15 protein-coding genes and 3 pseudogenes are annotated in these 20,608 nt (G+C 63.3%); 12 read left to right on the forward strand and 6 right to left on the reverse strand.

Annotated features, from left to right (window positions below; translation table 11 throughout):
* Nucleotides 1-8: 8 nt before the first annotated feature.
* Both ACSKB9_RS39685 and ACSKB9_RS39690 read right to left on the reverse strand, forming a co-directional pair.
* Nucleotides 9-596: an ANTAR domain-containing response regulator gene (locus ACSKB9_RS39685; RefSeq protein WP_438079723.1), complete on the reverse strand. Its 588-nt coding sequence runs from the start codon at nt 594-596 to the stop codon at nt 9-11.
* Nucleotides 593-1,756: a transporter substrate-binding domain-containing protein gene (locus ACSKB9_RS39690; RefSeq protein ID WP_438079724.1), complete on the reverse strand. Its 1,164-nt coding sequence runs from the start codon at nt 1,754-1,756 to the stop codon at nt 593-595. Before ACSKB9_RS39690 ends, ACSKB9_RS39685 begins: the two co-directional genes overlap by 4 nt.
* Before the next feature lie 423 nt (nt 1,757-2,179).
* Between ACSKB9_RS39690 and ACSKB9_RS39695 the strand changes: the two genes are divergently transcribed.
* From ACSKB9_RS39695 to ACSKB9_RS39735, 9 genes and pseudogenes are all read left to right on the forward strand, one after another.
* Nucleotides 2,180-3,580, forward strand: coding sequence for an amidase (locus tag ACSKB9_RS39695; protein ID WP_438079725.1), 1,401 nt, complete (start codon nt 2,180-2,182; stop codon nt 3,578-3,580).
* Between the two features lie 18 nt (nt 3,581-3,598).
* Nucleotides 3,599-4,593: pseudogene (locus ACSKB9_RS39700) on the forward strand (acetamidase/formamidase family protein).
* 58 nt (nt 4,594-4,651) lie between these two features.
* On the forward strand, nt 4,652-5,866 hold the full coding sequence (locus tag ACSKB9_RS39705) for an urea ABC transporter substrate-binding protein (RefSeq protein WP_438079726.1): 1,215 nt from the start codon (nt 4,652-4,654) through the stop codon (nt 5,864-5,866).
* A gap of 94 nt (nt 5,867-5,960) precedes the next feature.
* A pseudogene (locus ACSKB9_RS39710) lies at nt 5,961-6,828 on the forward strand (ABC transporter permease subunit).
* Nucleotides 6,829-6,841: 13 nt separating this feature from the next.
* Nucleotides 6,842-7,914, forward strand: a pseudogene (locus ACSKB9_RS39715) (branched-chain amino acid ABC transporter permease).
* A 3-nt stretch (nt 7,915-7,917) separates the two neighbouring features.
* On the forward strand, nt 7,918-8,637 hold the full coding sequence (locus ACSKB9_RS39720; protein WP_438079727.1) for an ATP-binding cassette domain-containing protein: 720 nt from the start codon (nt 7,918-7,920) through the stop codon (nt 8,635-8,637).
* Nucleotides 8,627-9,337, forward strand: a complete 711-nt coding sequence (locus ACSKB9_RS39725) for an ABC transporter ATP-binding protein (protein ID WP_016845725.1) — start codon at nt 8,627-8,629, stop codon at nt 9,335-9,337. The genes ACSKB9_RS39720 and ACSKB9_RS39725 overlap by 11 nt, the downstream gene beginning before the upstream one ends.
* Before the next feature lie 63 nt (nt 9,338-9,400).
* Nucleotides 9,401-10,162 carry an SDR family NAD(P)-dependent oxidoreductase gene (locus ACSKB9_RS39730; protein WP_438079728.1) on the forward strand — a complete coding sequence of 254 codons (762 nt, stop codon included), beginning with the start codon at nt 9,401-9,403 and terminating at the stop codon, nt 10,160-10,162.
* Between the two features lie 86 nt (nt 10,163-10,248).
* Nucleotides 10,249-11,652 carry an amidase gene (locus ACSKB9_RS39735; protein ID WP_438079729.1) on the forward strand — a complete coding sequence of 468 codons (1,404 nt, stop codon included), beginning with the start codon at nt 10,249-10,251 and terminating at the stop codon, nt 11,650-11,652.
* Nucleotides 11,653-11,656: 4 nt separating this feature from the next.
* Here ACSKB9_RS39735 and ACSKB9_RS39740 read toward each other — a convergent pair whose 3' ends face one another.
* Together ACSKB9_RS39740 and ACSKB9_RS39745 are read right to left on the reverse strand one after the other, a co-directional pair.
* Entirely contained in the window at nt 11,657-13,246 is a 1,590-nt protein-coding gene (locus ACSKB9_RS39740) for an ABC transporter substrate-binding protein (RefSeq protein ID WP_438079730.1), read from the reverse strand.
* A gap of 22 nt (nt 13,247-13,268) precedes the next feature.
* A complete protein-coding gene (locus ACSKB9_RS39745; protein WP_438079731.1) occupies nt 13,269-14,471 on the reverse strand; it encodes a serine hydrolase domain-containing protein in 1,203 nt (400 codons plus the stop codon).
* A gap of 234 nt (nt 14,472-14,705) precedes the next feature.
* Here ACSKB9_RS39745 and ACSKB9_RS39750 point away from each other — a divergent pair, with 234 nt between their 5' ends.
* The 3 genes from ACSKB9_RS39750 (at nt 14,706) to ACSKB9_RS39760 (ending at nt 18,671) form a co-directional block, all read left to right on the forward strand.
* The gene (locus ACSKB9_RS39750) at nt 14,706-15,380 is read left to right on the forward strand and encodes a helix-turn-helix transcriptional regulator (RefSeq protein ID WP_028345120.1); all 675 of its coding nucleotides are present in this window, start codon (nt 14,706-14,708) and stop codon (nt 15,378-15,380) included.
* Nucleotides 15,381-15,691: 311 nt separating this feature from the next.
* The gene (locus ACSKB9_RS39755; RefSeq protein ID WP_438071829.1) at nt 15,692-16,909 is read left to right on the forward strand and encodes an IS4 family transposase; all 1,218 of its coding nucleotides are present in this window, start codon (nt 15,692-15,694) and stop codon (nt 16,907-16,909) included.
* A 610-nt stretch (nt 16,910-17,519) separates the two neighbouring features.
* A complete protein-coding gene (locus ACSKB9_RS39760; protein WP_438079732.1) occupies nt 17,520-18,671 on the forward strand; it encodes an IS4 family transposase in 1,152 nt (383 codons plus the stop codon).
* A 911-nt stretch (nt 18,672-19,582) separates the two neighbouring features.
* Here ACSKB9_RS39760 and ACSKB9_RS39765 read toward each other — a convergent pair.
* Both ACSKB9_RS39765 and ACSKB9_RS39770 read right to left on the reverse strand, forming a co-directional pair.
* Nucleotides 19,583-19,843 carry a hypothetical protein gene (locus tag ACSKB9_RS39765; protein ID WP_438079733.1) on the reverse strand — a complete coding sequence of 87 codons (261 nt, stop codon included), beginning with the start codon at nt 19,841-19,843 and terminating at the stop codon, nt 19,583-19,585.
* The gene (locus tag ACSKB9_RS39770; protein ID WP_438079734.1) at nt 19,840-20,130 is read right to left on the reverse strand and encodes a hypothetical protein; all 291 of its coding nucleotides are present in this window, start codon (nt 20,128-20,130) and stop codon (nt 19,840-19,842) included. Before ACSKB9_RS39770 ends, ACSKB9_RS39765 begins: the two co-directional genes overlap by 4 nt.
* Nucleotides 20,131-20,608 lie beyond the last annotated feature (478 nt).

The raw sequence follows: 20,608 nt of genomic DNA on the forward strand, positions 1-20,608 counted from the left end.
ACCAACTTCTAGCCCGTTGCCCGGGGCAGGGTGCCCTTTGCGGTGATCTCCGCCGAGAGTTCCTCGATCGTCTTGCGCTGCTCCATGGCGGCGCGGCGGACCAGCGCAAAGGCAGCCGGCTCGGCCAGCGCATGAGTGTGCATGACCTGAAGGACCGCGGCAAGCACGACGCGGCGGGATCGCAGCCGCTGCTCCAGCTTGAGCACCTGCTGCTTCAGCTCGCTGGTGCGCGCGCTTCGCTCGAAAGCCAGGACGAGCGCGGCATAGATGCCGGCCGATCGCAGCGGCTTCACCAGAAACGACGCCGGATCGAGGTCGAGCACCAGCTTCAGACGGCTTGGCGTCTCGGTGCCGAGCAGGGCGATGACCGGGCTTCGTCCAAGCGACGTCCGCTGTGCCGGCGAGGTGAGCGGCAGGAACTCGTCATCGATCAGCGTCACGTCGGGACGGCAGTCGATACTGGCACCGGGCTCCCATATGACGATCTCGATCCCGAGGCGCTCGAACTGCCGCCTGACGATCGAGGCATCGCGCTCATCCTTGATGGCGACGAGCGCCTTGCGGCCCCGCAGCGAAAATGAAGACGGTTTGCTCATTTCACAACCCGCAAATGCGGCGCATTCGGCAACGTTCCATCCCTTGCCGGGCTGGCGGCGATGTCGAGCTGCGTCAGATAAGGATCCGGTCTAACCGGCGCTTCAGCTTCCCAGAAGATGTCAAACTGTCCTTCGGCGTTCGAGACGGCCAGCCGCGGCGTCAGGACGCAGTGGTTGTTGCTGCCGTCGATCCAGACCGGACCTTGCGGCGAATTGTAGCGATGGCCGGCGGCGGCACGCCGCACCTCGCCGATATCGGATGTGCCGGCGCGCTGCAGCGCGCGGGCCAGCAGATAGACCGCGACATAGGCGGATTGGCCGTCGACGGATGGGCTGCTGTGTTCGCCGTGACGCGCCTTCCAGCGCGCCACGAAGGCCCGGTTCTCGGGCAGGCGAATGCTTTCGAAATAAGCCGACGAGGTGATGCATCCGGCCGATGCGGGACCCGCGATCTTGAGTTCGGGCTCGCACAGGCTGCAGCTCAGCATCGGGATGTCGAGGCCGGCCGCGGCGGTCGCCGCATGAAAGGCGCGAATGAAGTCGTAGCTCGAACTGCCGACCAGCGTGTTGAAGACGACCGGCGGCCGGCGCCGCACGATCTCGTCCACGATGTGCGTGACCGCGCTTTCACCAAGTTCGAGCAGGCGTTCGGCGAGAATGCGTCCTTTGGCCGCCGTCACCAGCTCGCGGGTGACGCGATTGGTTTCCCAGGTCCAGACGTAGTTGGAGCCGACACAGAAGATCTCGCGCGACAGATTATCGAGCACGTAACGCACCAGCGGCAGCACGTTGTGATTGGGTGAGGCGCCGACATAGATGACATTGTCGGAGCATTCGAACCCCTCGTAGCGCGCCGGATACCAGAGCAGGCGGTCGGTACGCTCGACGATCGGCAGCACCTGCTTGCGCGAGGCCGAGGTGTAGCAGCCGATGATGTGCTCAACGCCGACGTTGCGAATGAGGTCGTCGCAGACCGTGTGGTACTCCGAAATGATTCCGCGGGGATCACGGACATGCGCAGCTATCGCGAAGTCGAATTCGTCCTGATTGTTGATTTCGTCGACTGCCATCATGGCGCTCTTCAGGATCTCGCGTCCCATGGCCTGATAGGGCCCGTGCTGCGAGCAGATGATGCCGACTGGAATGGAGGGCTTGGTCATTGAGTACTTTCGGCGGCGCAACGCATCAAGGAAATCATCTTCGCAGAGGTCGGTGCAAGAGGTCATGCTGATTTGCTGCGCATGCACCTCGCGAAATTTGTGCAGCCAGCCTCGTTGACAACGCGCTGCACACCTCCTTAGAATTTTCTCCTACAGGGCTTCCTGTCGAACCTTGCGTGCGTCGATTTGGCCGATGACGTCCCGATCGCCGCGCAGAGTGCTCCGTTCGACTTCGGACCCATGCGATAGTTCATAGCCGCGGCATTTGGGCCATTCGTCACCTTCGTTTCGGAGGGGCGGGTGGTTTTTTGCTTTTGCCGCTAAACAAATTGGCGACACGTCCGTGCCGCTAAGCCGGAGGCGCATGCGCGGTGATGGGCAGTGCCTGCGCTTGCGTCATGTCAAGTGCGGGGATGAGAAACGATGCCGACGACGGATCTTCACTATCTCGGGCTCATTGAGATCGGGCAGCAAATCCAGGCCAAAAAGCTCTCGCCGGTCGAGGTGACCAAGGCGATGCTCGGGCGGATCGAGCAGCTCGACGGCAAGCTCAAGAGCTACGCCTATGTGATGGGCGAGGCGGCGCTGGCCGAAGCGGCCGCAGCCGAGAAGGACATCGCGTCCGGCAAGATCAAGGGACCGCTCCACGGCGTGCCGATCGCCGTCAAGGATTTGTGTTGGGCCAAGGGCGCTCCGGCCGCGCATGGCATGACCATTCACCGGGACTTCCGGCCGAGCGAGGATGCCACGGTCGTCGCGCGGTTGAAGGATGCCGGCGCTGTCATCCTCGGCAAGCTGCAGCAGACCGAGGGCGCCTATGCCGACCATCACCCGAAGATCGACCCGCCGAAGAATCCGTGGAATGCGGATTTGTGGTCGGGCGCATCGTCGAGCGGTTCCGGCGTCGCCACCGCTGCGGGGCTTTGCTTCGGCTCGCTTGGCACCGATACGGGCGGCTCGATCCGTTTTCCATCGGCCGCCAACGGCATCACCGGGCTGAAGCCGACCTGGGGACGCGTCAGCCGTTATGGCGCGTTCGAACTCGCGGCAACACTCGATCACATCGGCCCGATGGCGCGCAGCGCGGCCGATTGCGGCGCCATCCTCGCCGTGATCGCGGGCCAGGATCCCAAGGACACCACCTCCGTGCCGCTGCCTGTGCCGAACTATCTCGCCGGCCTGTCCGGCGATTTGCGCGGCGTGACGATCGGGGTCGATCGCCGCTGGACCAGCGAGGGGACCGACGAGGCTGCCGGCAAGGTGCTCAGCGAAGGGTTACGCGTTGCTGCCGATCTGGGCGCGAAGATCAAGGACATCACATTCCCCGATCCCAAGGCTGTGATCGAGGATTGGTTCCCGCTGTGCGGCATCGAAGTGGCCGTCGCGCATGAACAGACCTATCCGGCCCGCAAGGACGAATATGGTCCGGCGCTCGCCGGCCTGCTCGATCTCGGCCGGGCGCAATCCGGCATGAATTACCAGAAGATCGTGCTGCGGCGCGAAGCGTTCCGCGGCGCGGTGCGGCTGTTGTTCGAGACGGTCGATCTGATCGCCGTTCCGGCCCAGGCGTTCGCTGCGCCGACATTGGCCAAGATGGCGGCGCTGGGTGAGGATCCGTCGCTGATTACCGGGCTGCTGCGCTTCACCTGTCCGTTCGATATGACCGGCAGCCCGACCGTGACGCTTCCCGGCGGCTTCGCGCCGAACGGCGGGCCGATCGCCTTCCAGTTCGTTGGCCGCCACTTCGACGAAGCAAGCCTCGTTCGCGCGGGCGATGCCTTCCAGCGCGTCACCGACTGGCACAAGCGCCATCCCGCGATCTGAATTGAGGAGCCGCACCGCATGACCGAAGATTGGTTGAAGAGTTCCATCATGGCCAAGCGCGCCCTTGCCAAGGGCGCGACCGGTACGACCCATAGCCTGACGATCGAGCAGCAGGGTGGCTTCCATTACGTCTATGGGCCCTATGCCAAGCCGACCCTGTCGATCGACCCGGGTGGGGTCGTCGTTGTCGAAACCGAAGACGCCTTCGGCGGCGTGCTCACCAGCGAAAGCGACAGCCCTACGGCGAAGCTGAACTTCCCCTATCTGAACCCGCAATGCGGGCCGATCGCGGTCAAGGGCGCCAAGAAGGGTGATTGCCTCGCCGTCGATATCCGCGACGTCGAGACCCGCGGCGCGCAGCCGGCCGGAACGACCTGCATCATTCCGGAATTTGGCGGCCTGGTCGGGACCGCATCCACGGCGCTGCTCAATCCGCCGCTGCCGGAACGCGTCAGGAAGCTGCATGTCGACCGCAACGGCGTGCGCTGGAACGACAAGATCACGCTGCCCTATGAGCCGTTCATCGGCACGATCGGCGTCTCGCCCGAGATCGAGGCGATCTCCTCGCTGCAGCCCGATTATCACGGCGGCAACATGGACCTGCCCGACGTCGCCCCGGCGCGATCATCTATCTGCCGGTGCATGCCGAAGGCGGGCTGCTCTATGTCGGCGACTGCCACGCCACGCAGGGCGATGGCGAGCTCTCGGGCGTCGCGCTGGAGCAGCGTGCGACGGTGACGCTGCAGATCGATCTGATCAAGAACTGGAGCTTCGCCTGGCCGCGGCTGGAGACGCGCGACTTCATCATGACGATCGGCAGCGCGCGCCCGCTCGAGGACGCGGCGCGCATCGCCTATCGCGAGCTCGTGCGCTGGATGAGCGCCGATTACGGCTTCGACGAGATCGACGCCTACATGCTGCTCAGCCAGGCCGGCCGCATGCGGCTCGGCAACATGGTCGATCCCAAATACACGATGGGAGCGTCGATCCTGAAGAATTACCTCAAGGCGTGACTTCAAACATCCTTCAACGACAGAGGACATCGCGATGTATTCGGGGCGTGTAGTCGGAATGGCTTTGCTTGGTGCAATGCTCGGGACCGCGGCAATAGGTGCCGCCCAGGCGGCGGAGCCGCCGCTGAAGGTCGGCTTGCTGGAGGACGTCTCCGGCGATCTCGCCTTCATGGGCATGCCGAAGCTGCACGGCTCGCAGCTCGCGGTCGAGGAGATCAACAAGAGCGGCGGCATTCTCGGCCGGCAGATCGAGTTGATCCATCTCGATCCCCAGGGTGACAATGCCCGCTATCAGGAGTTCGGCCGACGGCTGCTCAATCGCGACAAGGTCGACGTGCTGATCGGCGGCATCACCTCCGCCTCGCGCGAGGCATTGCGTCCGATCGTCGATCGCACCACCACGCCGTACTTCTATACGAACCAGTATGAAGGCGGTGTCTGCGACGCCAGCATGATCAGCATGGGCGCGGTGCCGGAGCAGCAGTTCTCGACCCTGATCCCCTGGATGGTCCAGAAGTTCGGCAAGAAGGTCTACGTCATCGCAGCCGACTACAATTTCGGCCAGATCTCCGCGGAGTGGAACCGCAAGATCATGAAGGACCTCGGCGGCGAGGTCGTGGGCGAGGAATTCATCCCGCTCGGCGTGTCGCAGTTCGCGCAGACGATCCAGAACATCCAGAAGGCCAAGCCGGACTGGCTGCTGACGATCAATGTCGGCGCCGCCCAGGACTCGTTCTTCGAGCAGGCGGCCGCGGCCAACCTCAACCTGCCGATGGGCTCTTCGATCAAGATCATGCTCGGCTTCGAGCACAAGCGGTTCAAGCCGCCGGCGCTCAACAACATGCATGCGACCGCGAACTGGTTCGAGGAGATCGATACCCCCGAAGCCAACGACTTCAAGAAGCGCTGGCACGCAAAATTCCCCGATGAGCTTTACATCAACGACATGGGCTACAACGCCTATAACGCGCTCTACATGTACAAGGCGCTGGTCGAGAAGGCCAAGTCGACCAAGCTCGAGGACATGCGCAAGGTGATCGCAACGGGTGATGCCTGCATCGAAGCTCCCGAGGGCAAGGTCTGCGTCGACCCGAAGAGCCAGCATACGTCGCACCGCATGCGCCTGATCTCGGTCGGGCCCAAGCATGAGGTGACGGTGGAGAAGGACTACGGCACGATCCAGCCTTACTGGCTTGGCGAGATCGGCTGCGACCTCACCAAGAAGAACGACAAGGATCAGTACACGCCGAGTCATCTTCCCAGCAAATCGTGATGCGCACGGGCACGAATCTTGCTCGTGTTGTGCATCGCGGCTTTGAAGCGAGCCGGCGCCGCAATGATGCGGCGCCGTGATCAGGGAGACCGGAATGTCGGCTGAACTCTTCTCGGTATTCTATCAGTTCGCCGATGTCTTCGCGTTCCTGATCCTGTCGGCGGCGGGCCTGGCCATCGTGTTCGGCATGATGGGCGTCATCAACATGGCGCATGGCGAGTTCATCATGTGCGGCGCCTATGTGACCGTAGGGCTCGTGAATCTCGGCGTCCCGCTTCCGGTCGCGCAGATCCTGGCCGCGCTGACGGCGGGGATCATCGGCATGATCGTCGAGTACCTCGTCGTGCGGCGCTTCTACAAGCGACCGCTCGAACTCGCTGCTCGCGACCTGGGGCCTCAGTCTGATCGTGACGCAGTCGATGCTGCTGATCGTCGGCTCCGCGGTGCGGGGTATTGGCACGCCGGAAGGAAGCTTCGCGATCGGGGGCTACACGTTTTCGACCTACCGGCTGGTGCTGTTTGCCTGTGCGGTAGCGGTCCTGGCGGGCCTCTACATCATCTTCATGAAGACGCGCTTTGGCGTGATCGCGCGCGCCACGATGCAGAATGCGGCGATGGCCAAGGCGCTTGGCGCGCGCACCGGGCGGATCTATTCCATCAGCTTCGGCATCGGCACCGCGCTCGCGGGGCTCTGCGGCGCGCTCTACGCGCCGACCATGACGCTGATCCCGACCATGGGCGCGACCTTTGTGGTCGAGAGCTTCGTCACCGTGGTGATCGGCGGCGCCAATGTCCTGCTTGGAACTGCGCCGGCCGCGGTGTTCCTGGCGATGATCCGAATGGCATTGAATGCCAGCTACGGGCAGATCATCGGCCAGATCGGCATGCTGTTTGCTGTCATCCTGATCATACGTGTGCTGCCCGAGGGACTATCCAGCGTGCTGGTTCGTCGTGGGCGCTAGACGGGAATTTCTGATGTTGAAGCTGCTCGAGGGCCCGCAGACGCTCGGACGCGGGAAGATCTTCTGGTCTTGCTTCCTCGCCGTGCTGGCGGGGGCGCTGATCTATCCGCTGTTCGCCGATTCCGATGATGTCGGCAATTTCGCCTACTTCCTGATCTGGATCTTCATGGCGCTCGGTCTCTGCCTCATGTGGGGATACGGCGGCATGCTGTCGTTCGGCCAGACCTTCTTCTTCGGCATCGCCGGCTACGGCTATGGCGTGCTCGCCATCAATATGGGCGGGGAACGACCACGATCGCCGCGCTGGTTCTCTCCGTGGTCATCGCGATGATCGCGGCCGGGATCCTCGGCTACTTCATGATCTGGGGCGGCATCAGCGGGATTTTCTTCGGCATCGTGACGCTGTCGGCGACACTGGTGCTTGCCTTCTTCCTCGGGCAGACCGCGGGACCCGAATGGCATATCGGTCCGGCCCGGCTGAACGGTTTCAACGGCATGAAGGGGATGGACCCGCTCACCGTCGGCAACTTCGACATCGAGGGCTCGGCGCTCTATTACGTCATGATCGCGCTGATCGTCATCGTCTACATCGCGCTGCGCATGCTGGTGAACTCGAGCGTCGGCAACGTGATCGTGGCGACGCGGGAAAATCCGCAGCGCGCCGAGATGCTCGGCTATGATGTCCGCAAGTATCAGCTTTTGACCTTCGTGATCGGCAGCGGCCTCGCAGGGTTGAGCGGCGCACTGTACACGTCGTGGGGGCAGTTCATCACGCCATCCAGCATCGGCCTGCCGGCGGCGGCGATGCCGATCGTGTGGGTGGCGTTCTCCGGACGCAACGATCTGACTGCGACCTTGGTCGGATCGTTCCTGCTGCTGTTCGGCTTTCAGACCATCACAGTCTACAGCCAGCAGGCGGCGCTGGTGCTGATGGGCGTGCTGCTGCTCGCCACCGTGATGCTGGCGCCGCAGGGCTTCGTGCTCGGCATCGGCAAGCTCGTCGTCGATTGGTGGACCAGGCGTCGGCGCCGCGACGAAGCCCCCGCGCTGGCCGATACCGCCCGCCTGCAATCGGATGAGACCTGAATCATGGCGTTAGTCGACGTAAAAGGCGTATCGAAACGTTTCGGCGGATCGACCGCCGTCTCCGATGTCGACCTGATGGTCAATGCCGGCGAGGTCCACTGCCTGATAGGGCCCAACGGGGCCGGGAAGAGCACGCTGTTCAAATTGATCGTCGGGCTCTATCCGCCGACTACGGGCAGTATCTTTTTCGACTCGATCGATATCACCGCCGAGCGGCCCTACGCGCGGGTGCAGCGCGGCATGAGCATCAAGATGCAGGCGCCGAGCGTATTCAAGGAGCTGCCGGTGCGGCAGAACATCCAGATCGCGCTGCAGGAACGCATTTCGGGCGCGGAATGCCGTGCTGAAGAGGAGCGGCTGCTCGCGTTGCTCAATCTGGCTGACGATAGCGGCAAGCTCGCCGGTGCGCTATCGCACGGCCAGCAGCAATGGCTGGAGATCGGGATGGCGCTGGCGCTGCAGCCGCAGCTGCTGCTGCTGGACGAGCCGACTGCCGGCATGTCGCCGGAAGAGACTTTCAAGACCGGCGAGCTGATCAAGTCGTTCAATGCCGAGGGCATGACCGTCCTGGTCGTCGAGCACGACATGGCGTTCGTGCGTCAGGTCGCCCAGCGCGTCACCGTTCTGCATCTTGGCAAGATCTTCGCGCGCGGCAGCTTGGAGGCGATTTTGGAAGACGAGAAGGTCGCGGAAATCTATCTGGGTAAGACTCATGCCCACTGATCGCATTCTGGAGGTGTCGGGGCTTTGGGCGGGCTACGGCGCGACGCCGATCCTGCAGGGCGTCAGCATGTCGGTCTCGCGCGGCGAGATCGTCGGCGTGATCGGCCGCAACGGCGTCGGCAAGTCGACCCTGATGCGGTGCCTGATCGGTCTGCTGCAGACCTGGCGCGGCACCATCAGCTTTATGGATCAGGATGTCACGCAGCTCGAGGCCGATGCGCGGGCGCGCGCCGGCTTCGGCTACATCCCGCAGGGCCGCGACGTGTTTCCGCAAATGAGCGTCGAGGAGAATTTGCAGGTCGGCGAGTTGATCGGCGGGCCCGAAGGCAAGAAGCTGCCCGAACTCGTCTACGAGTATTTTCCGCGCCTGAGGGAGCGCCGGCGTCAGATCGCGGGCACCATGTCGGGCGGCGAACAGCAGCAGCTTGCGATCGGCCGCGCGCTGATCGGCAATCCGGCGCTGATGATCCTCGACGAGCCGTCGGAGGGCATCCAGCCGTCGATCGTGCAGCACATTTGCGAGGCGCTGAAATCGTTCCGAGCTGAGCTCGGGACCACGATCGTGTTCGTCGAGCAGAACCTCGACACCATACTGGAGATTGCGCAACGCTGCTACATCATGGAGAAGGGCAAGATCACGCGATCGCTGGCCGGTGAGGAGGTCAACGCGGACAACGTTCGCGCGCAGCTGTTGCTGTGATCGACCGCGCGATGCGGTGAAGATCAATGCGTTGCATAATTGATAATAACGGAGGGAATGGACATGGATCTCGGACTCAAGGGAGCAAAGGTTCTCGTTACCGGCAGCACCAAGGGCATCGGCAGGGCGATCGCCGACACGTTCGCCGCCGAGGGCGCCAATGTCGGCATCTGTGCGCGCAACCAGGGCGACGTCGACGCTGCGGTCACAGCGCTCAAGGCCAAGGGCGTTGCGGCGTTCGGTAGTGCCGTCGACGTCTCGAACGGGCCGGCCCTGAAGGCCTGGGTCGCCGACATGGCGTCCAAGCTCGGCGGCATCGATGTCGTGGTCGCCAATGTCAGTGCGCTGTCGATCGGGCAGGACGAGGAGAGCTGGGAGAAGGAATTCTCCACCGACATGATGGGTACGGTGCGCCTCGTCAACGCGGCGATGCCGTATCTGGAGAAGAGTGCGGCGGCCGCAATCGTCACGATCTCGAGCGTGTCGGGGCGCGAGGTCGATTTTGCCAGCGGTCCCTACGGCACGTTCAAGGCAGCGATCATCCATTACACGCAGGGCCTCGCCTACCAGCTCGCGGCCAAGGGCATCCGGGCCAATTCGGTATCGCCGGGCAACACCTACTTCGAGGGTGGCGTCTGGAACATGATCAAGGACGGCAATCCCGAACTGTACAAGACCGCACTGGCGCTCAACCCGACCGGCCGCATGGGCACGCCGCAGGAGATGGCGAACGCCGCCGTGTTCCTGGCGAGCAAGGCGGCGAGCTTCATCACGGGGACGAACCTCGTGGTGGACGGCGCGTTGACGCGCGGCGTCCAGTTCTAGGCGGGGCGCGCCGTCAGCACAGTCGCGAGATCGCCGCCCGCGGCGGCGGTCCGGACAGGCATATTCCGATAACAGCAGGACATCAGATGTCAGCGGATTCATTGCACTACAAATCCATCACCGAAATCTCCGAGCTCATTCGCCGCAAGGAGGCGAAGCCGTCGGAGGTGACCGAGGCAATGCTGGGCCGGATTGCGAAGCTGGACGGACAGTTTCACGGCTATGCGCTGGTCCTTGCGGAGCGAGCGATGGCCCAGGCCAAGCAGTACGATGCGGAGATCGCCAAGGGCGTCTGGCGTGGCCCGCTGCATGGCGTTCCGATCGGGCTGAAGGACCTCTGCTACACCTCGTTTGCGCCGACCGCGGGCGGCACCACGATCCACGCCAAGTTCGTGCCGTCCTTCAATGCCACGATCGTGGACCGGCTCGAAGTCGCCGGCGCGGTGACGCTCGGCAAGCTGAAGATGACGGAGGGGGCCTATACCAGCCACCATCCTGCAATCCAGGCCCCGCTCAACCCGTGGAATGTGAACTACTGGGTCGGCTCGTCGTCGACCGGATCGGGCGTCGCGACCGCGGCGGGGCTCTGCTACGGCTCGATCGGCAGCGACACCGGCGGCTCGATCCGCTTTCCGTCGGCGACCTGCGGGTTGACCGGGATCAAGCCGACCTGGGGGCGGGTCAGCCGCTACGGCGTCTTCCCGCTGGCCGACTCGCTCGATCACGTCGGGCCGATGTGCCGGAGCGCTGCGGATGCCGCGGCGATGCTCGGCGTCATCGCGGGCGCTGATATCAACGACCCGACCGCCTTGCGGGCTCCGGTGCCGAACTATCTGGCTGGAGCGGGCGACGGCATCAGGGGCCTCAGGATCGGTGTTGACCGCAGGTACACCCAGGAGGGCATCGATCGGCAAGTCGTCGCCGCGCTGGTGCAAGCCGAGCGCACGCTCGCTGATCTCGGCGCCGACATCCGCGAGGTGCATGTCCCGCCCTACCAGAAGTTGGTCAGCCAGTGGATTGCGATGTGCTCGGTGGAGACGGCTGAGGCGCATCTGGACACCTACCCGTCGCGCAAGTCGGAATACGGACCCGACCTCGCGCAGCTGATCGAGCAGGGCCGGGCGACGAGCGGCGTCGACATCGCGGCCATCCATCATGAACGGCTGAAGTTCAGCGGCAGCCTCGCCGCGATGTTCGAAGATATCGACCTGCTGCTGATCCCGACGATGCCGGTGCCGATCCCGACGCTCACCAAGATGAGCGAATACGGCGCCGACCCCAACGTCCTCCTGAGCATTCTGCGCTTCACGGCGGTGTTCGATTTCTCGGGCAGCCCGACCATCACGCTGCCGATGGGCATGGCCTCGGACCAGATGCCGCTCAGCATGCAACTGGTCGGCCCGCATCTTTCCGAGGACGTGCTGGTCCGCGCCGGCGCCGCGTTCCAGTCGGTGACGGATTGGCACACGCGGCGGCCGCCGATCGAATAGGGCCTCAACCGGTCTTGTCGACGTTCCAGAACAGCGGCACCGGCGCACGGACGATGTCCTTCAGCGCCTTGCGCGTCGCGGCCGGCTGATTGTACTGCCCGGTCGGGACGTGGGTGACCACATCGTAGGCGCGTGCCTGGATCTTGTCGGCCAGCGCCTTCTGGTCCGGCGGCGCCGCGGTGCGGGCGAAGCTGTCGCGCAGCCGCTCGAGCTCGGTGTCCTCGACCCAGCCGAAGAAGCCGCCGTTCTTGCCCTTGCCGTTGACGCAGGCGTTGCCGATCGGATTGACGAGGTCGGCGCTGGCCCAGGTCGAATGGTAGAGCGACCAGCCGCCCTCGGCCGGCATCGACTGTTTGGCGCGCCGTGCCACCACCGAACCCCAATCCATCGCCAGCAGGCTGACGTTCATGCCGATCGAACGCAGCGCCTCGGCGGTGACCGTGCCGAGCGCGGTGATGATCGGGGCGTCGGTCGCGTGCAGGATCGTGATCTGCTCGCCCTTGTAGCCGCCCTGCTTGAGCAGCTCCCTGGCCTTCGCGGTGTCCGCCTTGGTCGACCATCCGACCGCGCTTTCGAACGGCGTGCCGGCGACGAAGATCGCCGGCGTGATCTTGTAGTAATCGGGATTGCCGATCTGGGTGTCGAGCCAGTCCTTCTGGTTCACCGCGTGCAGCACGGCCTGACGGATCTCCGGCCGGTCAAACGGCGGCACCAGCCAGTTCATCCGGCACATGCCGGAGAAGCCGAGCGTGTTGTAATCGGTCAGCTCGACATCGGAGGCGCGCGCGAGCATCGGATGATGGTCGTGCGGCGGCACCTCGAAATAGTCGATCTCGTCGTTCATCAGCGCGTTGGTCGCGATCTGGAAATCCGGCACGCTGATCCATTCGTAGCGGCCGATCTTGACCACCTTGCCGCCGCCGGTGCCGTCGGACGGCTCATCGCGGGAAATGTAGTCCGGGTTCTTCTCATAGGCGGCCTTGACGCCGGGCTGGAATTCCGCCGTCACGAAGCGGAACGGTCCGGAGCCGAGATGATCTGATATGGCCTGGTCGGCGGGCGTCGCGGCGATCCGCGCCGGCACGATGAAGGGCACGTTGGCGGTCGGCTTGCCGAGCGCCGCCAGAACGAAGCCGCACGGCTCCTTCAGCACCATGCGAAAGGTGCGCTCGTCGACCGCCTTGAGCTCGGCAACGAATTCGAACAGTTTCTGGCCCATCGTGTCGCGCTTGGCCCAGCGCTGCAGCGAGGGGATGACGTCGGCCGACGTCACCGCGCTGCCGTCATGGAATTTGAGGCCGGGCCGCAGGCGGAAGGTGTAGGTCAGGCTGTCGGCGGAGACCTCCCAGGCCTCGACCATCTGCGGCTTGATCTCGAATTTCGAATTGGTCGAGAACAGCGTGTCGTAGATCATGTAGCCGTGGTTGCGCGCGGTCCACGCCGTCGTCATGATCGGGTCGGTGGCGCGCAGCGGCGCGTGCATGACGGCCGTGATCGTCTTCGAACTGGCCCGCGCGATGCGCGGCATCGCAATGCCGAGGCTTGCTCCCGCGCTGATCTGCAACAGACGGCGGCGGTTGATCGATGGTCCCATGACGTCCCCCTGTCGCAATCGGTCAGCTGTTGCCGGCAAGCCTGGCCGCGATCGCGCGATAGCCGCGCATCCACATGTGATCGAGATCGAGATCCATCGGCAGCGGCTGGGAGGAGACGCGTGCGATCACGGTCTCATTGGCCGGATCGATGTAGATCCACTGGCCATGGATGCCGACCGCGGCAAACGGCGTTTCGCGCCGATCGAGCGTGTACCACTTGTTGCGGTATTTGCCGTTTGGAAACACTTTCGTCAGGTCGCCGCGCGACCAGGCCTCGGCATTGCCGTTCTGCCTGATGTCGTCGATCCACCAGCCGGGGACGACCTGTCGTCCGTTGCTGATGCCGTGATTGCGCATCATCTCGCCGAAGCGGGTGAGATCGCGCAGTGTCGCGCAGATGCCGCCGGCGACGCGGCCTGCGCCGCGTGAATCGACCGTGATGTAGGCGTCGTGCTCGGCGCCCATCGGCTGCCACAGATAGTGGGAGAGGATCTTTGCGTAGGACAGACCGCAGGCGCGCTCGTAAACCCAGCCGAGCACATCGGTGTTGGTCGAGACGTAGTGGAAGGTCTCTCCATGCGGTGCGCCGTTCGGCCGCAGCGTGCGCAGATAGTCGCGCAGATTGCTCGGCGGAATCGCCGGATCGGGCAGCTCCCAGCCGGTCGAGCGCCTGTAGTTCATGACGTCGCCGTCGCGCGCCATGTAATCCTCGTCGAAGCGGATGCCGACGCTCATGTCGAGCAGATGCCGCACCCTGCAGCCGCCGCCATAGACCGAGCCCTCCATCTCCGGGATGTAGCGCGTCACCGGCGCGTCGGGGTCGAGCTTGCCGTGATCGGCGAGGATGCCGCCGAGCGTTCCGGCGACCGACTTGCTGACGGAGAAGATCAGGTGCGGGGTATCGGGCGTCAGGCCATGAGCATACCATTCGAACGCGACCTGTCCGCGATGTGACACGACGATGCCGTCGGTGTGGCTGGCGCGCAGCGCCTCGCCGACGCCGACCGTCTCGCCGCGCGGGTCGACGAAGCTGACGTCGTCGAGATAGCGCGGCGCAAAGGACAGCGGCGCCGGCGCCGCGGCGCGCGCGATGTTCGCGGTGGGCAGCAATTCGCGGACATTGCGGAATGCCCACTCGTTGAAGGGATGTTGGCGCCAGTTGGCGAGCGTAACCTGTTGGTCGGCCGCCGACGGGAAGGCGGCCATGATGCGACGCGAATTCATTCTTGATCCAGCAATGACATCGGATGATGTGCGAAAGTTCCGCATGGCTCGCGTCGCTCGCAATCAACCGGATGGTGGAGGGGGCCGTTGGGTTACTTCGGCGTAACCGTTTCCCCGGATGTGCGCTTCGCGCGTTTGGCCCGCAATTTGCTTGACTATGGCTCGCGCGTGCCCCAGCGTGACGGTTACGCGACGCGCAGACGTTCGCCATCGGGAAACATCGGGAGGTAGGTCATGATCGCGCTTCTGGGCCGACCGGATCCGGCAACCACGCAGGCCATTCAGTTCGCGCGCGGCATTCTCGAGGGGTCGGCGACCGCGTTCTACGAGGTCGACGGCAATTTGACCCTCAACCGCTTCGTGCTCTCTAGCAACGTGCCGCCGAGTTTCCACGACCAGTATCTTGCCGGCATGAACCGGCTCGATCCGTTGCATCCGCGCTCGGCGAGCAACCGGCCGATTGCGCGGCTGAGCACAGCGCTCGACCAATGCGCAACCCAGGAGGCGGCGACCTACCGTGCCTTCGCCGGCCAATGCGGCGTCGCCGACATGATCGAGTTCTTCTTCCGCCGCAACGACCGCATTGTCGCCGGGATGAGCGTGCTGTGGGCGCCGGGCTGCGCGATCCCCGACGGCAGCATGCACATCGCGGAGAAGATCCACGACTATCTCGAGTTCAACCTGACCAGTCGCCTGTCGTCGAATGCCGACGAGCCGGCGCGCTTTGGCCTGACCTCGCGCGAGATGGAAGTCGTCGAGCTGTTGTGCTGCGGCCGAACCAACCGCGAGATCGGCGAGTGCCTGAACATCGGCCTCGCGACGGTGAAGACGCATCTGATCCATATCTTCGAAAAGCTCGGCGTCGAGACCCGCTCCGCTGTCGTGGCGATGATGTCGCGGCCGCATTGAGGCGCGGGCTGTCGATTAGAGTCCGCGGCTCTTCCAGCACGTCGTCCCCGTGAAAGCACTAGCGTCTCTACACGGTTTTGGGGCGCGACAGATTGACTCGGTGCAGCAAGAAGTGGCGTCTCTGCAGCATGTTGTATGATTCTCTCACTGGCGCTTTGATTCGAAGGAGCGCCAGCGATGCAGCCGGATTTGTCTTTGGGTGAGTTCGGGGACGTTCGTCTCGACAAAAGGGGGCGACGCTTCTCCGGGCTATGCTTTGCACGCGCAGCGTCTGCTTGCGCCAGATGGCCCGGGGCGATTGGGCTGCCAATATGGCGTTCTGGCGGTTTGTGAACAACCCCCAAGTCACGATCGATAAATTGATTGAGGGCTGGAGCGCGCAGACGCGGACTGCGGTCAGCGGGCGTCATGTGCTGGCGATCCAGGATACGAGCGAGGTCAAGTTCCAGACCCAGGCGGGACGGCGGCGCGGGCTGGGCAAAGTCGGCAAGGGCAATGCTCGCGGCGTGCTGTTGCATGCGATGATGGCGGTGGATGCCGACAGCGGGGTCTGTCTTGGCCTTACTGGCGGCAACGTTTGGACGCGCAAAGGCAAGGTAAAAATCCCGCATGAGCGGCGCGCCTTGGCCGACAAGGAGTCGGCGCGCTGGGTGACGGCCGCCGAGCAAGGCCGCGACGTCCTGGCAGATGCCCGCATGATCACCGTCGTCAACGACCGCGAGGGGGATTTCTTTGCTCACTGGGCGCTGACGCCAGCTGAGAATGTCCATCTTCTGTCGCGTGCCATGCACGACCATGCGCTGGTCGATGGCGACACACTTTATCAGGCGGTCGAGCGGAGCCGCTTCTGCGACAACGCGGTGATCGATCTGCCGCAGCGAATGGATCGGCGCGGCCGGCAGGCCCATCTCTCGATGCGCTTCGGAACCGTCGTGCTCAAGCGGCCGCAGAGGCCCGGCGTCACCGACTTGGCGGAGGGCATCAAACTCAGCTTCGTAGAAGTGGTCGAGTTGCATCCGCCGAGAGGTGCGGAGCCCATTCGCTGGCTGCTCCTGACCACTCATCCGGTCGCCACCGTTAAAGACGCCTGGCAGATCGTCTCCTGGTACCGCCAGCGCTGGATCATTGAGCAACTCTTTCGCTCGCTGAAGAGCCAGGGTTTGCGCATCGAGGATAGTCAGATCGAGAGCGCCGAAGGCCTGATCAAGCTCGTGGCGGTCGCCACCAGAGCGGCATGTATCGTCATTCAACTCGTTCAGGCCCGCAACAGTGGCGAAGAATTGCCAGCTGAATTTGTCTTCACCGCAGAAGAGATCGAGACGCTCAGGGCCATCAACAAAACCATGAAAGGTCGCACCGAGCTTCAGAAAAACCACCATCGCCCCAACACTCTTGCTTGGGCGGCATGGATCATCGCAAAACTCGGCGGATGGACCGGCTACGCCTCCCACCGTCCACCTGGACCAATCACCTTCCACACCGGAATGGCCCGCTTCCAAATCCTCGCAAATGGCCCGACAAACGTGTAGATGCACTAGTGCGAAAGCAGGGACCTATACGCCGCGGAGGATGTTGTGAACGGGATTCGTCACCGCGGCGTCGTGAAACAATAAACATCGGTGGTTATGGGTCCCTGCCTTCGCAGGGACGACGATGAGGATCGTTCTCGCGCGAGACAACGCACCGTCATTGCGCTCCCATCTTCGGTGTCATCACTCGCGCATGCAAGTGATCCAATATTTTAGAGATGCCTGTGCTTGAATCGAGAGGCCGCGGCGTACTGGATCGTCCGGTCGAGCCGGGCGATGACACCGAAGAATATGCCAGCACATCGCTCCTTCCACGTGTCGTCCCGGCGAAGGCCGGGACCCATAACCATAGGATTGGGTTGGTGAGGAAGGCCGTGGCCCCAGCGTCGCACAACAATCATCTTCAGTGGTTATGGGTCCCGGCCTGCGCCCATAGGCGCTAAAATAGGATTTGCGCCTTGGATTCGCTTGTGATTCCAAGATGGAATGGCACACGAATCGCTTGTGAACAAAGATTGGGCGCGCGTTGTCGCCCAACTTGGCGGAGCCGATGCTCTGAACATTAGCGCGCGCAAGACGAAGGCGTTTGTCCGTCCGCGGGAGATCAGCAATGCGGTCGAACTTGCTGCGCCTGATCTTGGCTTATTGCCTTGGTGAGAAAGGGCTGCGGTTGACGGCGGCATGGGCCACGTCGGTTGGGCTTGTCGATATCTCCAACGTGGCTCTGTTGTATCGCTTACGTCAGTGCGGAGATTGGCTGGCAATCTTGGTCGAGCAGGCGCTTGCCGCCGCGGCGCCGAAGGCGAGCTGCGGTCGTCTGATCCGTATTGTTGACGCCACGACGGTCCCCAAGGCTGGGACGAGCGGCAGGAACAAGAACGCAGTGTGGCGTATCCATAGCGCGTTCGATCTTCCGCAGGAGCGCTTTGGTCACTTCGAACTGACCGATCAGCGAGCGGGCGAGACGCTGGATCGGATACCGGCGGTTGCCGGTGAGATCCGTCTTGCCGATCGCGCCTATCTGCAACCGGAGCGCATGGCGCATCTCGTCGATGCCGATGCGGACTTCGTGATCCGGGCCGGCTGGAAGAGCGCGCGCTGGCTCGATGCCGAAGGTAATCTTGTTGACCTCACTGCCGAACTGCGCAACGCCTCGGCGCGTGGCCTGATCGATCGGCCGATTTGGATAAAGCGCAAGTCAGGTGCGCCGCCGCTCGCAGTGCGTCTGGTTGCCGCGAAGAAGCCGGTGCAAGCTGCTGCGGCTGCGCGACGCAAGGCGCGCCGGACCGCACAAAAGGGAGGTCATCAGCTCTCCAGGCAAACACTTGACGCCGCAGATTGGGTGATCCTGGTGACCTCACTCAGGCCAGAGGACTTCACGACTGCAGATATCCTCGCCCTCTATCGGCTGCGATGGCGCATTGAGCTCGGCTTCAAGCGGCTGAAAAGCCTGATTGGCCTGAAGGGACCTCCCGGAACCGACGAGCGGTCCGCCAGACCCCATATCCTCGCTCATCTGCTGATCATTCTATTGCTCGAGCCGCTCGTCGACGAACTCGAAACTCTCCCGCTTGGCCGACGCCGCCTGACCCACCCAGTGACGTGGCGTCTGCTGCGCCAGCTCGTCGCTTCGCTACGGCAAGCGATCATTCCACAGCCCGCAATCGCTCTACTCAGCAGAGCCAGTCACGCTCTCCGGCGACATCTACGCGAGCCACCCAGACATAAGCGCCACTATCAGACTATGATCAAACTATCTTAGCGCCTATGGGCCTGCGCCGGGACGACGATGAGGATGGTTTTCGGTGTCATCACCGCGCATGCGCATGCGGTGATTGCGTTGCTCTTCTGATAAAGCGAAATTTTTTTTCGCGCGAAGGATTGACAGGATTTGCTGAGTTGCCCGTCGAACTGATCTGTCGTTTCCGGAATTGGGCGGGACCGTCGCTCCGTGGGCCGAAGCGGCGATCCCTGATCGCGCGAGGTGCATGGTCGGGTGTGGGCAAAATGTCGGCCAATCCGCACGACTGGGGACATGATAGATCGACATGCGCACGCGGCAATTGCCATTCTGGACTAGCCCCGAGTAACAGATTCAGCGGCAAGCAGGCTCCACAGCGCAGAAGTAGTAGCGCGGCGCAGCAATCGCGGTTCCTGGTAGATGAGAGTCCGAAGAGGGGCATAACGTCATGGGCGGAGGCTGGCCGCTACGGCCTCCGAAGCCGCCGTCCAGCCCCAGCTCACCCCCTGAGCTGGGGCGCGCCGGAGCGCACGAAGCGCAGGAGGGGTAGGCCGATTAGAGGCGCGAGCTGAGTCTCGTCGTCGCGGCCCTCGACGCTGCCTTTGACTTTGCGCGCGTCGTCACGCCATGTCTGGAAGATGCTGCAATTCGGGTATGTCGCTTGCCGGCCAGCTTCGTGTGCCTTGATACCGTACGATGAGCAACATACTCCCGACCATCGACCGGTGCGAGATGCGCTGGGTCTCCATTCAAGTAGGGACGTCCGACTCCGAACTGCTTTTCGTGCTCGTCGATCCATTTCCATAATCGCTTGGTCTCGGTTGCACGCTCGTCCTTGCTCCCGCCATTCATGCTGACGACGTCTGCAGCGAGCCCGTGACCATAGCCCCCACGCGAGCTGCCGCCGTGATAGGACTTGTCATTTGCGGCCTTCAGCCCGCTTGCAATCGATTGGCGGTAGTCATCGCGGAAACCGCTTGTGATCCCGGTGCAAGTCCGGCCTGCTCCGCTGCATGGAGCATATAGAACAGCTTTTGCTTGAAGGCTCGATCCATCCCTCCGATCACGTAATCCATCAGAGGCATCCCGGCTTTATCCGCGGCTTCGGGGTCCTTCCATCCGAAGTCATTTTCGACCCGCTTCGGGATGCTGCGTGTGACGGTGATCAGCTTGCGCTTTCGTTTGATGATCACGTCCTTTTTTCGTACACGACGATCCAGTCGGTCTTCGGCGCGCGCGTGTAAAGCGCGCCAAGAAACCGGTCGATGCACGCCTCGGCAACAAAGCATTCGTCCAGGACCAGAACTGTATCAATATTGTCCGGGGCGACCTTGAGCGCGTCGACAATGTTGGCCGTGGATACCTGCTCAGCTTGCTTCTCGCCTGGCGTCGTCGACGGAGCCTCGGGCGACGCTCGGTCCGCATCCGGCAAGAGACTCCCGTTGGCATCGGATTGAGCCGACGGTTCGGATGCCGTCACCTGTCGGCTCGAACTCCTCATTGGGCGACGCCGCACGCACGTCGTGAACGACGGCGCAGCATGACAGTGAGACCAGAGACGAGACAATGCGTAACCAACCAGCCCCGCAACCGAACCGACGTCGCCTGGCGCCATGAAACTCTCTGAGAGATGACATCGGCATTGGCAATCGACATGAGCTAAATTGATCGTGGCAGCGTGCCATCGCGCTCCGGGCTTGGCAACCAGTTACCCACCACAGAATTGCCGCCGAGCACGCAACTATTCAGATAGGCCGAAAGAATTCCTCACGCGCAGGTTTGACAGGTTTTGCCCGGTTGCCGCCGGATCAATTCGCCGCGTCCGAGAGGCGTGACAACCTCGTCCGTATTCACCGATCCACCGTTGGGTGGATTGCTGCCTGCCCGGTGGCCAAACGAGAAGTCCTCCGCGAGGACCGGTGTCGTTTTCGACAATGTTGGCGAGCGACGGCCGCTCA

The organism is Bradyrhizobium sp. BR 1433, assembly GCF_051547665.1.
In the GTDB taxonomy this organism is placed as follows: Bacteria; Pseudomonadota; Alphaproteobacteria; order Rhizobiales; family Xanthobacteraceae; genus Bradyrhizobium; species Bradyrhizobium australafricanum.

Excerpts from the sequence above, each read along its gene's own strand:
- ACSKB9_RS39755 (WP_438071829.1), top strand. The coding sequence starts at position 15,692 with ATGGCGTTCTGGCGGTTTGTGAACAACCCCCAAGTCACGATCGATAAA.
- ACSKB9_RS39690 (WP_438079724.1), bottom strand. The coding sequence starts at position 1,756 with ATGACCAAGCCCTCCATTCCAGTCGGCATCATCTGCTCGCAGCACGGG.
- ACSKB9_RS39725 (WP_016845725.1), top strand. The coding sequence starts at position 8,627 with ATGCCCACTGATCGCATTCTGGAGGTGTCGGGGCTTTGGGCGGGCTAC.
- ACSKB9_RS39745 (WP_438079731.1), bottom strand. The coding sequence starts at position 14,471 with ATGAATTCGCGTCGCATCATGGCCGCCTTCCCGTCGGCGGCCGACCAA.
- ACSKB9_RS39705 (WP_438079726.1), top strand. The coding sequence starts at position 4,652 with ATGGCTTTGCTTGGTGCAATGCTCGGGACCGCGGCAATAGGTGCCGCC.
- ACSKB9_RS39695 (WP_438079725.1), top strand. The coding sequence starts at position 2,180 with ATGCCGACGACGGATCTTCACTATCTCGGGCTCATTGAGATCGGGCAG.
- ACSKB9_RS39685 (WP_438079723.1), bottom strand. The coding sequence starts at position 596 with ATGAGCAAACCGTCTTCATTTTCGCTGCGGGGCCGCAAGGCGCTCGTC.
- ACSKB9_RS39750 (WP_028345120.1), top strand. The coding sequence starts at position 14,706 with ATGATCGCGCTTCTGGGCCGACCGGATCCGGCAACCACGCAGGCCATT.
- ACSKB9_RS39735 (WP_438079729.1), top strand. The coding sequence starts at position 10,249 with ATGTCAGCGGATTCATTGCACTACAAATCCATCACCGAAATCTCCGAG.
- ACSKB9_RS39720 (WP_438079727.1), top strand. The coding sequence starts at position 7,918 with ATGGCGTTAGTCGACGTAAAAGGCGTATCGAAACGTTTCGGCGGATCG.
- ACSKB9_RS39740 (WP_438079730.1), bottom strand. The coding sequence starts at position 13,246 with ATGGGACCATCGATCAACCGCCGCCGTCTGTTGCAGATCAGCGCGGGA.
- ACSKB9_RS39730 (WP_438079728.1), top strand. The coding sequence starts at position 9,401 with ATGGATCTCGGACTCAAGGGAGCAAAGGTTCTCGTTACCGGCAGCACC.
- ACSKB9_RS39760 (WP_438079732.1), top strand. The coding sequence starts at position 17,520 with ATGCGGTCGAACTTGCTGCGCCTGATCTTGGCTTATTGCCTTGGTGAG.